The 13,853-nt window shown below is 57.2% G+C and carries 9 protein-coding genes; 4 read left to right on the forward strand and 5 right to left on the reverse strand.

Annotation, left to right across the window (positions count from 1 at the left end; translation table 11 throughout):
* Nucleotides 1–84 precede the first annotated feature (84 nt).
* The gene (gltX, locus tag HMPREF0574_RS03225; RefSeq protein ID WP_370446372.1) at nucleotides 85–1,623 is read right to left on the reverse strand and encodes a glutamate--tRNA ligase; all 1,539 of its coding nucleotides are present in this window, start codon (nucleotides 1,621–1,623) and stop codon (nucleotides 85–87) included.
* A gap of 229 nt (nucleotides 1,624–1,852) precedes the next feature.
* Here gltX and HMPREF0574_RS03230 point away from each other — a divergent pair, with 229 nt between their 5' ends.
* Entirely contained in the window at nucleotides 1,853–2,635 is a 783-nt protein-coding gene (locus tag HMPREF0574_RS03230) for a fumarylacetoacetate hydrolase family protein (protein ID WP_004007253.1), read from the forward strand.
* A complete protein-coding gene (locus HMPREF0574_RS03235) occupies nucleotides 2,635–5,430 on the forward strand; it encodes a DEAD/DEAH box helicase (protein WP_004007254.1) in 2,796 nt (931 codons plus the stop codon). Before HMPREF0574_RS03230 ends, HMPREF0574_RS03235 begins: the two co-directional genes overlap by 1 nt.
* A 41-nt stretch (nucleotides 5,431–5,471) precedes the next feature.
* Here the strand turns inward: HMPREF0574_RS03235 and HMPREF0574_RS03240 are convergent, their stop codons facing one another.
* Nucleotides 5,472–5,972 carry a ribose-5-phosphate isomerase gene (locus tag HMPREF0574_RS03240; RefSeq protein ID WP_004007255.1) on the reverse strand — a complete coding sequence of 167 codons (501 nt, stop codon included), beginning with the start codon at nucleotides 5,970–5,972 and terminating at the stop codon, nucleotides 5,472–5,474.
* A 111-nt stretch (nucleotides 5,973–6,083) separates the two neighbouring features.
* Between HMPREF0574_RS03240 and HMPREF0574_RS03245 the strand changes: the two genes are divergently transcribed.
* Nucleotides 6,084–9,059, forward strand: a complete 2,976-nt coding sequence (locus HMPREF0574_RS03245; protein ID WP_004007256.1) for a DivIVA domain-containing protein — start codon at nucleotides 6,084–6,086, stop codon at nucleotides 9,057–9,059.
* 15 nt (nucleotides 9,060–9,074) lie between these two features.
* A complete protein-coding gene (locus HMPREF0574_RS03250; protein WP_004007257.1) occupies nucleotides 9,075–10,139 on the forward strand; it encodes a hypothetical protein in 1,065 nt (354 codons plus the stop codon).
* Between the two features lies 1 nt (nucleotide 10,140).
* Here HMPREF0574_RS03250 and HMPREF0574_RS03255 read toward each other — a convergent pair whose 3' ends face one another.
* The 3 genes from HMPREF0574_RS03255 to era all read right to left on the reverse strand — a co-directional run bounded on the left by HMPREF0574_RS03255 (nucleotide 10,141) and on the right by era (nucleotide 13,829).
* Nucleotides 10,141–10,677: a hypothetical protein gene (locus HMPREF0574_RS03255; RefSeq protein ID WP_231294121.1), complete on the reverse strand. Its 537-nt coding sequence runs from the start codon at nucleotides 10,675–10,677 to the stop codon at nucleotides 10,141–10,143.
* A gap of 65 nt (nucleotides 10,678–10,742) precedes the next feature.
* Nucleotides 10,743–12,623 carry a dihydroxy-acid dehydratase gene (ilvD, locus tag HMPREF0574_RS03260; protein ID WP_004007259.1) on the reverse strand — a complete coding sequence of 627 codons (1,881 nt, stop codon included), beginning with the start codon at nucleotides 12,621–12,623 and terminating at the stop codon, nucleotides 10,743–10,745.
* Between the two features lie 204 nt (nucleotides 12,624–12,827).
* Complete coding sequence (era, locus tag HMPREF0574_RS03265) at nucleotides 12,828–13,829, reverse strand: GTPase Era (protein ID WP_004007260.1); 1,002 nt, start codon at nucleotides 13,827–13,829, stop codon at nucleotides 12,828–12,830.
* Nucleotides 13,830–13,853: the final 24 nt, after the last annotated feature.

Raw genomic sequence — 13,853 nt, forward strand, 5'->3', positions numbered from 1 at the left:
TATCGGAGTTAAGTATATTAAAATGTTAGTGAAAATTCGGGCTTTTTAGAGATTTACCAAGAAAAATCCCCATTGTGCGTGAAGCTAACTTAAGAAATCGGTAAATTTTTTGATTCTTCGCAGGGTTTCTTCATTCCCCAAAATACACATGGAATCAAAAACTGGAATAGATACGTTAGTCCCGGTTATTGCCACGAACAGCGGTGCGAAAGCCACGCGCGGCTTGACACCCAAGCCGTCAATGAGAGCCGTGTTCAAGACCTCGTGAATCGTCTCCGCATCAGCAAAGGCAGGTGCGCCGGCAGTTTCCAATGCCTGCGCGGCTGCCTGCAGAATCGCAACAGGCTCACCTTTCAGTTTAGCGACAGCCTTTTCGTCGTATTCCACATCATCCCGGAACAGGAATCCAATCAGTGCGGGAAGTTGGTCTAGCTGCTGGACACGGGTTTGCGCCAGGGGGGCTGCCTGATCCAGCACAGCACGCTGCTCCGAGGTCAGGGAATCATATTCTGCAGCGTCGACCACACCCGCTTCTGCCAAGAAAGGCACCGTCCGACGGGTGAAATCGTCAGCATCCAGCAGGCGAATGTGCTCGGCATTAATCGCGTTGCATTTCTTAATGTCAAAGCGCGCCGGATTCGGGTTGACCGCGCGGATGTCAAAAGCCTGAGCCATTTGTTCACGGCTGAAAATATCGTTGTCCGCAGCGTAAGACCAGCCCAGTAGCGCCAGATAGTTGACCAAGCCTTCGGGAATGATGCCGTGCTGTTTGTGCAGCAGCAGGTTCGATTCCGGGTCTCGCTTGGAAAGCTTCTTGTTGCCCTCCCCCATGACGTACGGCAAGTGCCCAAAATAAGGCATGAATTTCGCCACTCCGAGAGCATAAAGCGCCCGATAAAGCACAATTTGACGCGGCGTGGAAGACAGCAAATCCTCACCACGCAGGACGTGAGTAATCTCCATCAGCGCATCATCGATAGGGTTCACCAGGGTGTAAAGCGGCTCTCCATTGGCGCGCACAATGACGTAGTCAGGTACGGAGCCAGCCTTAAAGGTAATGTCGCCGCGCACCAGGTCAGTGAAGGTAATATCCTCGTCCGGCATCCGCAGTCGCAGCACAGGTTTACGACCTTCCTTGAGATAAGCCTCGCGCTGGGCAGCGGTAAGGTCGCGGTCGAAGCCGTCGTAGCCAAGCTTCGGGTCCTCACCACGTTCCCGGTGGCGTGCCTCCACTTCTTCGGGCGTCGAGAAAGATTCGTAAGCAAAGCCAGCCTCTAGCAGTTGACCAGCCACTTCGCGATATATATCCATACGCTCTGATTGACGGTAGGGACCATGCGGACCGCCCACGTTGACGCCTTCGTCCCAATCCAATCCCAGCCAGTCCAAGGATTCCAGAATCTGATTGAAGGATTCTTCGGAGTCTCGCGCCGAGTCGGTGTCCTCAATGCGGAACACGAAAGTTCCCCCCTGAGAACGCGCATAAGCCCAGTTGAACAGGCAGGTGCGCACCATGCCGACGTGGGGGGTGCCGGTCGGAGAAGGACAGAACCGCACGCGGGTCTTCGGTCCGTCCGCAGGCGGCACAGGGATTGCAGAGACTTCAGGCAAATCAGTATTCATCACAGAGTCAATCATATATCCCTGTGTCAATGCTTGTTTCAGAGCAACCCCAAATCGCGGTTCCGAGTAATTTTGACGGTTGCCGTTTGGTGACTTTCGAGGCATCTGTGGATTATAGGGTGGGATTTGGGCAGTAGCTGCCATTATTGGCAGCTACTGCCCAAATCCCACTGTTTATTTACGCTCAAGGCAAGTATCAGCCGCGTTCCGCGATTGATAAACTACCCTCATGCGAGTTATACGTTTTGATAAAGGCGACGATACCTACGGTTTTGGTGTGATGGAGGACGACTCCGATCGGATTACGGTTCTGGCGGAAAATCCCCTGTACAGTCCCGACAAAATCACTCCAACTGGTCAGATTCTGCAGTTAGAGGACGTGCGCCTGGTCGCCCCGGTCATTCCCGCCTCGAAAGTCGTGTGCGTGGGGAAAAACTACCTGGAACATATCCGCGAATTCGGCTCGGCTGTGCCTGATGCCCCGATTCTGTTCATCAAACCCAACACCTCGGTGATTGGTCCTGGCGCTCCTATCGTCCTGCCGAAGTGGTCCAACCACGTCGATCATGAAGTCGAGCTCGGTGTGGTCATCAAGCACGTCGCGAAAGACATTGACCCCAAGCACTGGAAAGACTATGTGTTTGGCTACACCATCGGTAATGACGTCTCCGCTCGCGACGCCCAGAAAGCCGACAAACAGTGGACCCGCGCCAAAGGCTTTGACACCGCTTGTCCGCTGGGACCCTGGATTACCGTGAACCCTGACCTCGACGTACAAAATCTGCGCATCCGCAGCGAAGTCGACGGCGAGGTCCGCCAAGACGACACGACTGCCAATATGATGCACCCGGTGGGCGAACTGGTGACGTATATTTCCCAAGCCATGACCCTGCTGCCCGGCGACGTTATCCTCACCGGCACCCCTGCCGGGGTCGGTCCGCTCACTGCGGGCTGCACTGTGACCTGCGAAATCGAGGGCTTGGGACAGCTGAGCAACCCGGTGCGCCGCTGATGGAGGCCCTCAATCAACTGCTGGATGACCTCGAGGATCGTGGCGCGCTCACGGACCCTGTCGAGGTCTTGCTCGCGTTTCAGGAATGGGCAGAGTCCACCGGTCGTCCCCTGTATCCTCACCAGCAGGAAGCTGCCGAGCGCCTGATTTTGGAGGATAAGCACCTCATCGCTCCCACACCCACCGGTTCAGGAAAGTCCCTGATTGGGGTGGCTGCGATTTTGTGGTCACTAGCCAGAGGCGGTGTTTCCTATTACACCGCACCTTTAAAAGCACTGGTCAGCGAGAAGTTTTTCGACCTGGTGGACCTGTTTGGTGCCGCTAACGTGGGTATGGTCACGGGCGATGGCTCAGTCAACGCCGATGCGCCAATTATTTGCGCCACAGCGGAAATCCTCGCGAATCAGGCGCTGCGCTGGGGAGACGACCTCAACGTCGATACCGTGGTGATGGACGAGTTTCACTACTATGCTGACCCGGAGCGGGGCTGGGCGTGGCAGGCTCCCCTGCTGACTCTGACGAAAACTCGGTTTGTGCTGATGAGCGCCACTTTGGGGGATACTTCGTGGTTTGCAAAGAATCTGCGGGAAGTCACCGGGCGCGAGGTCGCGGTTCTCGATTCTGCCAAACGCCCCGTGCCACTGGAGATGTCTTACGCGGCTGAGCCACTGGAAAAAATCCTGCAGGGGCTAGCTAATCAGGACCGGCTACCGGCTTACGTGGTGCACCCCAGTCAACGCGCCGCAGTGGAAGAAGCCGAGCGAATCGCCAGCCTGGATTTGCGCCTGGGACTGGATTCCGACACCGCCGCCCGGCTAAAAGACCAGGTGAACACCGTGCGGTTTCATTCCTCGTTTGGAAAGACATTAAAACCACTGCTGTTAAAAGGTATCGGAATCCACCACGCAGGAATGTTGCCCCGCTACCGCCGGCTCGTCGAAAAACTCGCTCAGGCCGGGCTCTTGCGCGTCATTTCAGGGACCGACACCCTCGGGGTCGGTATCAACGTCCCCATCCGCACTGTCGTCATGACCTCCCTGGTGAAGTTTGACGGAAACAAGGAGCGTCACCTGAATTCTCGTGAGTTCCACCAGATTGCCGGGCGGGCAGGTCGCGCCGGGTTTGACACCGTGGGATACGTGGTGGCACAAGCCCCGGAGTGGGAAATCGACAACGCTATCGCGCTCGCTCGAGCGGATGGGAATGCGAAACAACTTGAGAAAATCAAGAAAAAGAAAGCCCCGGAAGGTCGCACTTCCTGGACGGAAGGAACGTTCCACCGCTTGGCGGAATCGCAACCCGAGGCGATGGTGCCGCGGTGGAAAATCACGCACGCAATGGTGCTGAATACCCTGCAAAGACCCGGCGACCAGGCAGAAAACCTCAACGCTTTGGCGTACCGCAACCACAACGTGCTTCGCGCCACCGGACCCGCAAAGGACCGCAATCGTTTTGCAGACACGCTGCAGCACATCCTGGAATCCCTAGAGGATTCCGGGGTCATTTCTGAGAGACAGCCTGTGCACGGAGACAGCAGCGAATCAGGTTCTGGCTCCGCTGGCGGTGAGGGGCATCCGCAGCACGGAAACTGGACTTTAACCGCGGATTTACCCGAGACTTTCGCCCTGAATCAAGACTTGGCGCCGTTTGCTCTGGATTATTTGCAGGCGTTTACATGCCGCACAGGCTCCTCCAGCGCGGATACGCCCGCTGTCGAGAGTGCTTTCGGAGACACCCTCGATGTTATTTCCGTGGTGGAGTCCGTTTTGGACAACCCCAACGCTATCTTGCGCGCCCAGGAACGCGCCGCCAAAGACCGGGTATTTTCGGAACTGAAAGCAAGCGGGGCGGACTATGACGAACGGCAAGCTGCCTTGGAAAAGACGACTTACCCAAAGCCCTTATGCCAGGAACTTGAAGCCGCGTTTGCAACCTACGTGAAAGCGAACCCGTGGGCGCGCGGATATTTCATCTCCCCGAAATCCGTCATCCGCGAGATGGTAGAAACGGGCCAAACATTCCAAGCTTTTGAAACCAGCTTAAAGATTGAGTTTTCCGAAGGCGTACTGCTGCGCTACCTGTCAGACGCGTGGCGCGCGCTGACCCAAATCGTGCCCGAACCGTTGAAAACCGAACGGTTTATCGAAGTTCTCGATTGGCTCAATGATACTATCGACAGAGTCGACTCATCCCTGCTGGATGAATGGAAATTCTTGGAAAACCCGGAACTGCGCAAAACGGCAAATCTGGACGGGACTACCTCCGCCAGTGGGCAGGACGAAACCGAACGGGCTTTTGGCGAACGTCCCGACGGAACTTTTGACTACCGCCTCAACCCCGCCAAACTCGGCACAGAGCTGCACCGAGAACTGTTTCCCTGGCTGGATATGCTCGGTGGGGATGAGTTCGAGCGGCTCAGTGCAATGGAGACGAAACTGCGCTCAACTCAGGGTGGCGTGTCTCGACCACTGGCAGAAATTCCTCCGATTACCGAAGCTGGCTGGGATCGGCAGTTGGGAGCCTATTGGGATGCCCACGACTTCATGGAAACCGTCGGGGAAGCACGTCACCAGAGCAACTTCCGCATCATCACCCATCCCACCGAGGCTGACCTGCCCGCGGAGGCGAGCATTTCACCCAATGGTATCCCGGAAAATCTCTGGCTGGCAGAGTTAACCATCGTCGATGGAGAGGGCGACCGAGACTTTGGCTTTTACGCACTGGTAGATCCGGAGGCCTCCAACGAGGCATTTCATCCCATCTGGCTGCCGCTGGGACTGTGGGAACGACTCTGAACGACTACCGAACCCGGAACTAGCGCCGTGGTAATACCGAACTAGCGCTGGTTATCGTAATCGCTGAGCTGACCGATGCGCCGAGAGTGGCGTTCTTCATCGGAAAAGTCCGTAGTCAGGAACACTTCCACGAAACGTTCGCAGTCCTCAACCGAATGTTGGCGGGCGCCCAAGGAAATCACGTTGGCATTGTTATGCTGGCGGGCAAGACTCGCGATTTCTTCGTTCCACACCAGCGCCGCGCGGATACCTTTTACCTTGTTAGCAGCGATTTGTTCACCGTTGCCCGAGCCGCCCAACACGATACCCAAAGAGCCTTCGTCAGCTATCACGCCTTGGGCACAAGCAATGCAGAAGCCTGGGTAGTCGTCATCAGGGTCGTAGGCGGCAGGTCCGTGGTCAACAACTTCATAGCCGCGTTCCCGCAGCCAAGTAACCAGATGCTGCTTCAACTCGAATCCGGCGTGGTCGGTACCAATGTGTACGCGCATAGCTTTTCCTTTCGTGTCGAATCTGGCCCGCCTGGGCACAGCCAAGAACATTTATATCCTAGCGAGAATCTTTGGAGGCCACCTAAAACAGCTCAAATCACTGCCAAACCCCCTAATCGCCAAAGATTTCCCGCAATTCCGGGTAAAATCGTCCCTTGAAGTGTGTATGCGCAAAATCCGGCTCTGTTTGGAAAGCAGCCGGCTACGCTGCTGACAGTGAAGAATGGAAAGGACCGGCACATGAGCGAGGCTACCCCGCAATTGCTGACCAGTGAAGATATTTTTTCTGCCCAGTTCCCTGCAACAAAATTTCGTGATGGGTACGACCAGAATCAAATCGACGACTACCTTGATGAAGTAGTGCGTGTCCTTTCGTACTATGAAGCGTTAAATGCTTCTCCAGAAGCCGAGGTGGATTTGGCTTATATCACGGTCCGCGGTCGAGACGTGCGCGAGGTCGATTTCGACTACACCCGGATGCGCGTGGGATACGACCAAGATGCCGTGGACGACTACTTGGACCAGGTCGCAGCTACTTTGGAGGCTTACGAAAAACTCTACGGCATCCCCCCTTCAGACCAGCGTTACCAGGTGCTACAGGTGGATGGAGCAGCATTAGAGGCGGAAGCCGCCGAACAAGCCGCTGCCTCTGGCGAACTGCCCAGCAGCAGTGCGCCTAACGAAGATGCAGCTGTGACTCCTATTGAGATTGCGGCTGAAACTCCCCCGAGCCAACCCGCAGAGCAAACCGTTGCTAGCGCAGCCCCGCTCCCCGTGACCCCCGCTGCAACTCCGAGTGAGGACTTGGGGGTAAGTTCCTCTATCCTGGGTACTCCCACCGGGTCGATTCCCGTGACGCAGCCGGTTCCTTTCGAGCATGCAGTGCTAACTAATCACGAGGACGGGTCGCCGGCTGGTCATGATTTTGACGCCACCAGCACGGCGAGTTCCCCCCTGTTTCCTCCCCTCAACGCGGCGATGTCACCCCAGTCGCAAATGCCCGAGACTGGTACAAATGCGTCCCCGATCGAAAGCATCCCCGAACAGAATTTCGCCAGTGCCGCCCTGCCCGAAACGGAGACTCCGATAGCACCATCTGTCGCAGCCAGCGGAGAAACCGCTCCGGCAGTTCCCCTCCCTGAGCCTGACGATGAATGGGGTGAAGTTCCGCAGTATCCTGTAGACGCGCCGGAGCCACAGACCCCGGACGCAACCGCTGCGCAAACCTATTCTGAGCCCGGATACGACCCTTACCAGTCCTACGAATATGACGCTTACGACCAACCGATGAGCACGACCCCCGCTGAATATCAGGGCAGTTCCGAGCCATATCCGGAGGCTCCTGCCGAAGCTGGATACCCCTCGCCCTATGGCACGGCAACACCGGAAAGCTACGACTACCCGCCACAGGCGGAGGGAGAAAACCAGGCGTTCATTCCCGAAGACACCACGATGGTGATACCGGTCACTCCCGCTGCACCGGTTGATACTGCACCCCCTACCGAGGTCCCGTCTGAGTATGCGCAAGACTATGAACCGGGAGAATACCCGGAAGGAGACGAATCATCCTCGGAGGAGACCCCTGATTACGACTCGACCTTTGCTGTGGATCAAGAAGAACCCTACGACCTAGAAGAATCTCTGGACGATGATTATCCCGAGGAGATCACGCTGGACGATGCCCCGGATTTACCGGTAGAAACGACCGACGTTCAGGCTGATTCCACCGCTTTGCAAGAGGATTTTTATGCTCCTGCTACCCCGGAAGAAACGCCGGTCGCCCCCGTCGCGGCGGAACCTGCCGAATATTATGCCCCAGAATCTGTACCCGAGTCGATGTCTCAACCCTATGTTGAACAGCCGCAACCCCCTTATGCGACCCCGGAGTCACCCACGATTGACCCGTTAACTTATGCGACCCCGGAACAGCCTGCCACCGCGGACTCGTGGCAGACACCAAATCCCTACCAGGCAGAGGGCTTAACCCCGAGTGAGTGGGATGGGACCCCGCAACCGACGGCTTACGAGCAGCTCGATGAGCAACCCAGCGTGCAACCCACCGTGCAACCCGACTTGCAGCCTACCGAACAGTACGGCGTCCCGGACTTTTCGGCAAATGAACCAGCCTATGCCACTGCCGCTCCGGAAATGCCGGAGGAACTCGCGGTGGAACAGCCTGAGCCGACGAGTGAAACTCTCGATGCCCCGACAGAACTGTCTGAGCCTGTTGAAGCTGCCGAACCCGCCGAGCCTAGCTTTTCGACTTTCCAAATGCCCCAGCTCGAAGCCGTGGAACTGGGCAAGGACGAAGTCGCACCCGTGGAAGTTAACGATGCAGAGTTCGCCCCTGCTGATTACAGCACTCCAACAGAAACTCCGAAAGCCCCACTGACCGACGTGGTGGCTCCTCCGCTGCCGACCCCCGGAGTGGGGCTGGATTTGGGTCAGATTCGCGAAAAACTTGCCCCTGAACAGGCAGATTCTTCGGCGGAATCGGAACAAAAGCTGGCTGATGTGCCGGGTGTGTTGATGACTCCCACCCGCAGCGCTACGGACTTTCCGCCTACCGAGTCACCTACCGAGTCACCCGCCGCGGGAGCACTGACCGAACCGGAACCGACCGGGACTGTCACGGAACATCTTTCGGCGACGCGGCTAGAGGAACTGGCAGCGCAGAATGCTGCGTCGGTCCCTGAAACCGCAGCGGACATCCCCATGATTGATACCCAATCTGAGAATAATGAATCTACAAAGGGTCAACCGACACCGATTTTCCCTGATGATTCCAACCCGCGCCCCATGCTACAAGGCGAGGAGCCTCTGGCGGAAGTCGATCCGGACGGACGTTTCATCCCGCACTTCTTGGCTGGGTACCGCTCGAATTTGGACACATTCACTTCTGTGTATGGCTCCCTCGACGAGAGCGGTTCGCGGGTAAAACCGGCTTCTATTGCGAAACTCGAAGCCCAACAGCACCGTAAATCGATTACCACGGGATACCTGGTAACAGTAGCCACGTCGCGACCCCTAGGCGCGGATGATCAGGTCTTTGTGCGTCTCCCGGATGGACGCGAAGTCCCTGTAACCTCGGCGTCTTCGGACTTTGACGGTGTGCATTTGACCATTCCAAAAATTTGAGAGTTTGCCTATCTGATGTCTTACACCCCGAAACATTACAATCCCTATTACGATGCCGCCAGCGAGCAGCGGCGCCGAGTCCGGCGCGGCTTAGTGGCACTAGGGATAACCCTGCTGACCGGGGGTCTGGTAACGGGCGCGGTAGCCGTGACCGTTACCCAGCTGGCTCGTCAGCCTCAGGTGAGCGCCTCGCCAAGCCCTTCCCTCACCTCGCAACGCCCAGGGGATTCTGCGGGTTCAGACACTAATTCAGCAGGAACTAATCAACGCAGTTCCGATTCGACCTCCGCCCCAGGTGCAAGCCCGAGCGATTCTCCCGCACCCCAGACTCCTGATGGCGCCCAAGTCCAGGGCTGTGATGGCACGGTGCTGACGTCTCCCGCCGCCGGGCGACTCAGCAGCCAAGATTTGCGCGCGACATTCGAAAAAGTCGGTCGAGACACGGGCGCGACCATTTCTGTGGCTTGGTTTGACCCGACCAGCTCCAAGATTGAAACTGCCGGATCTGCACAAGCGTGGGTGGCATGGTCGACCTCGAAAGTTCCAGTTTCCGTGGCAGTCTCTCAGGCGGGGAAGGCGGGTGCTATGGCTGGTTCCATGTCAGCAGCTTTGCGTCACTCGGATAATGGTGCCGCCGAGGCACTGTGGAAATCTTTGGGCACAAACGATGCCGCTCGGGCTCAGGCCACCACGCAAGTTTTACGTCAAACCGGGGATAACTCGACCACGGTTCCTTCCACACGACTGCGTTCCGGGTTCACAGTTTTTGGGCAAACTCCCTGGACCACCGCATCCCAAGTAGGTTTCATGATGAAACTGCCCTGTTTAGCAGGTTCAGGTCCGGTTGTGTCCAATATGGGGCAAGTCAGTGGCGACCAGCGCTGGGGAATGGGTCGGCTACCCGGCGCGACCTTCAAAGGCGGTTGGGGACCGGGCGTCAGCGGAGGCTACCTGGTTCGCCAAATGGGATGGTACCAAAACAGTGAAGGCAAGCGGGTACCCCTGGCTATCGCCGCCCAAGCCGGCTCTTTTGAGGGCGGTATCGGCGTGTTGAACAAGCTCGTCGCCGCCGTAGGCTGAGCTACTGTTGGATATAAACCACCGCGTTCTTGCCGCCGGTGCAAACCACCACGCTGGCCTGGGAAAGCTGGCAGTTCATTTTGTATTCTACGTTGGTGACTGGGCTGTACGCATAGACGGCTCCCGTACCACTTGACCGGTATGCGTCCGCCACATTTTGCGCGAAATCGCAGCTGGTCACGTTGTTTACCGCGACAGTCGAGCCACACGTGGCGGTAGCGCCGCTGGGCGGCCAAGGAATCTGCCCCCCGCTCACATATTGGGTTTGGGTGGGTTGCTGCTGCACGGTTACGGTCGGCGCCGGGCTAACGGTAACAGTAGACGTTGGTTGGCTCTGTGGCTGTGCCGCATTAGTTTCAGCTCCAGACTTGTTGTGTCCTCCCAGAATTAGCACGACGAGGAATACTGCCAACGCCACGATGATAATTCCCAAACCGGCGGCAATACCGATTAAGACGGGGTTCGTTGAGGATTTTTGTGGCGTCGGGTACGCCATCGGCTGTTGAACGGGATATTGAGGAGGATTAGGGTACGTCATTGCTTTTCTCCTTCGGTATATCTCAGGAAAAATCGTACCACCTGAGTCCTCGCGAAATTGCCCTTTTACATACCGAGCCGAGCCAGCAGTCCTTTCACGTCACGAGCTGCGCCTTTATCGGCAGAGAGGGCGGTGGCTCCATAGAGCTTGAGAGCATCGGAGACTTTCCGATCCCGGTGAGGTTGCCACGGGTGCGGGCTTGCTTCCATCGCTGCGCGACGGCGCGCGATTTCATCGTCCGGCACGTCCAGGGTCAGTTCCTCTCGGTTCACGTCAATAATGATCTTGTCGCCGTCCTCTATCAGACCAATTAGCCCGCCCGCGGCCGCTTCGGGGGAAATGTGACCAATGGAAATCCCGGAAGTGCCGCCAGAGAATCGACCGTCGGTAATGAGCGCGCAGGTTTTGCCCAGCCCCCGACCTTTCAAAAAGGACGTAGGATAGAGCATTTCTTGCATTCCGGGACCACCCGCGGGACCTTCGTATCGAATCACGACCACGTCTCCGGGCTGCACGGTCTTGTCGAGGATTTTTTCTACCGCTTCTTCCTGGGATTCCATCACGATGGCGCGACCTTCGAAGTGGAACAGCTCCGGGTCGATACCTGCGGCTTTCACGATAGCACCGTCTGGAGCGAGGTTCCCGCGCAGCACCGTCAGCCCGCCTTTCGCTACGTAGGCGTGCGCCACGTCGCGGATACAGCCCGTAGCCGCATCCGTGTCCAACGTGTCAAAGCGCGCGGTGGCAGAAAACGCGTGGATAGTGCGCTGGTTACCAGGCGCGGCGTGGAACAATTCGAGGGCTTCCGCGCTGGGGGTGCCGCCGCGCACGTCCCAGTCTGCCAACCAGGTGGCAAGGTCTGGATAGCACACGGAGTGAACATTGTGTTGCAAGAGACCGGCGCGGTCGAGTTCGCCCAGTAGCGCCGGTACTCCGCCGGCCCGGTGGACGTCCTCCATGTGATAGTCGTTGTGATTAGGGGCAATCTTTGCCAAGGTCGGTACCGTGCGACCAATCTGGGCAATGTCTGCCAACGTGAAATCTAGTTCGGCTGCCTGGGCAGCTGCCAGCAGGTGCAGCACCGTGTTGGAGGAGCCGCCCATCGCCATATCCAGGCTCATCGCGTTGGCGAACGCCTCCTTAGTGGCAATGGACCGGGGCAGCACGGAGTCGTCCTCGTCTTCGTAATAGCGCTTCGCGAGTTGCACCACGAGCTGCCCAGCGCGGGCAAAGAGTCCCCGGCGCGCCACGTGAGTCGCGAGGGTGGAGCCGTTGCCCGGCTGCGCTAAGCCCAGCGCCTCGGTCAGGCAGTTCATCGAGTTTGCGGTAAACATTCCTGAGCAAGATCCGCAGGTCGGACACGAGATTTCTTCCACCCGGTGCAGTTCCGCATCGTCGATGTCGTCATTCGCGGTAGCGTTCATCACGGTAATCAGGCTCCCCCGACCTCCTCGTGACGGTCCGACGATGTCTTCCGCCGGGACGCCCTTGCCGGCTTCCATCGGACCACCCGAGACGAAGACGGTGGGAATATTGAGTTTTAGCGCCGCATTGAGCATTCCGGGGGTGATTTTATCGCAGTTAGAGATGCACACCAGGGCATCCGCGGTGTGCGCACGCACCATGTATTCCACTGAGTCAGTGATGATTTCGCGACTGGGCAAGGAATAAAGCATCCCCCCGTGACCCATCGCAATCCCGTCATCTATGGCGATGGTGTTGAATTCGCGCGGCACGCCACCAGCTTGGCGCACCGCTTCAGCTACGACCTTCGCAACCTCGCGCAGGTGAATATGACCGGGCACAAACTCAGTAAAGGAGTTCGCAATCGCGACAATCGGCTTGCCAAAATCGTCATCTTTCATGCCGGTAGCGCGCCACAGGGAGCGAGCGCCTGCCATGTTCCTCCCGGTAGTAGACGTTGCGCTGTTGAGTTTGCGAGTCATGGTGTCTCCTTAACGAGTTGCTTTAATACTCGGAGTTATTTTAATTATCCGGCGCGTATTCGGCGAAACCAGAGGGGTCTTTGCCCACATAGTGAGCACAATGCGAGAGAAATAATTATACAGATTCAGGTATAGTCGTGCCGCAAGGGTACGGAAACTCAGCTCCGCCCCTGATAAAATCTCACGTAGCAGCGCGATAGGACGTTAGAAACCCAGACGGTTCAACATTTTTGGATTGCGCTGCCATTCTTTAGCGGTCCGCACATGCAAATCTAAATACACGTGATGCCCCACCAAGGATTCAATTTGCGGACGAGCCTTTGTACCGATTTCTTTGAGCCGCGCACCCTTACGTCCGATGACGATGGCTTTTTGGCTGTCACGCTCCACAAACAGATTGACGTGAATCTTCCAGAATTCCCCATCCCCGGAGCGTCCGGGTTGCTTGATAATCTCCTCCACCTGCACCGCGAGAGAGTGAGGCAGTTCCTGGCTCAGGCTTTCCAACGCAGCTTCTCGAATCAGCTCGGAAATCATCGCGGTGTCGTCCTCATCGGTGACCTGGTCTCGGGGATACAGTGGCGGTGACAAGGGCAGGCGCTGCCCCAGCAAGTCAATCAGTGTTTGCACCTGGGTACCCTGGTGGGCTGAAATGGGCACGATTTCGGCGAAGTCGTGCAATTGTGAAACTGCCAATAGTTGTTCGGCAATCTGTTCTCGGGAGGCGGCGTCGGTTTTGGTGACGACAGCAATAGCGGGAAAATGCGCAGTTTTCAGTTGGGTTTCCACAATGCGCCGGTCGCCCGGACCGATAGGCTGGTCTGCAGGAACGCAAAAGACCGCGACATCGACTTCCGAAAAAGCGTCGTCCACCATGTCGTTCAGACGCTGTCCCAGCAGGGTGCGAGGTCGGTGAATGCCGGGGGTATCAACCAAAATCAGCTGAAAATCCGGGCGATGCACAATTCCGCGCGCCACTCGCCGCGTCGTCTCCGGACGGTCGGAAGTGATGGCAATCTTGCGCCCCACCATCGCGTTAATCAAAGTGGACTTGCCCACATTGGGTCGCCCAATCACCGCGGCGAAACCAGCACGGAAATCCTCGGGCCAATCTCGAGTGAAGAGACCCGAAGCTGCCAAATCAGATGTATCGTTGTCTCCCATGGTATCCATGGCATCCAAATCCGGGAAATTTATCTGATTCATGGTTTAAATCCTCTTGCCTTTCAA

Origin of the sequence: Mobiluncus curtisii subsp. curtisii ATCC 35241 (assembly GCF_000146285.1) — a bacterium.
Lineage (GTDB): Bacteria > Actinomycetota > Actinomycetes > Actinomycetales > Actinomycetaceae > Mobiluncus > Mobiluncus curtisii.